Here is a 709-nt window from a genome sequence, read left to right as displayed (position 1 = left end):
GTCCCAAGAGCGTTGGCGAGTTAGCGGAGCCACACGACGTCTCTCTGGCAGCGGTGTCGAAGCATCTGCACGTACTGGAAGATGCGGGGCTGCTCGATGTCGAGGAGGACGGTCGCGTTCGCCGGTGCCACCTAGATGCCGCACCGCTGGGCGCGGCCTTTGGGTGGCTCACCCGGTATCGGGTCTTCTGGGAGGACCGGCTCGACGCACTAGCCGACCATCTAGAGGACGAAGACCAATGACCGACGATAACATCGACAGCGGCCGGAGTATCGACACGACGACCGAGGAACGGAACGTGACTGTGACCCGCGTCATCGACGCCTCACCCGAACGGCTCTACGAGGCATTCACCGACCCCGACGAGATGGCAGCGTGGTTCCCTCCAACCGGCTTTAGCGCCGATGTTCATCGGTTCGAACCGGAGGTTGGCGGAGAGTTCCGCCTCACGTTCACGGCTGACGCCGACGATATTGAGCCCAATTCCCACACGTTCGGCGGCACGTTCTTGGAGTTGGAGCCGAGCGAACGGATCGTCTACACTGACCAGTTCGAGTCTGACGACCCGGGCATGGCTGGCGAGATGACCGTCACCGTCACGTTCGAGGCGGCTCCCGACGGGACCGAGGTTACTGTCCACCAAGAGAGCATCCCCGAGGCAATCCCCGTCGACGACGCCAGAGCGGGCTTGACCGACTCTCTCGGGAAC

The 709-nt window shown here is 63.2% G+C and carries 2 protein-coding genes; both read left to right on the top strand.

What is annotated here, in order from left to right:
- A partial coding sequence (locus tag QT222_RS00280; RefSeq protein WP_491475928.1) for an ArsR/SmtB family transcription factor occupies window positions 1–242 on the top strand: 242 nt, incomplete at its 5' end.
- The coding region (locus QT222_RS00275) for an SRPBCC domain-containing protein (protein ID WP_491475927.1) at window positions 239–709 on the top strand (471 nt) is incomplete at its 3' end. The genes QT222_RS00280 and QT222_RS00275, both read left to right, overlap by 4 nt.

The sequence above is a fragment of the Haloferax sp. s1 genome (genome assembly GCF_058382125.1).
This window is presented reverse-complemented; position numbering and strand designations above follow the sequence as displayed.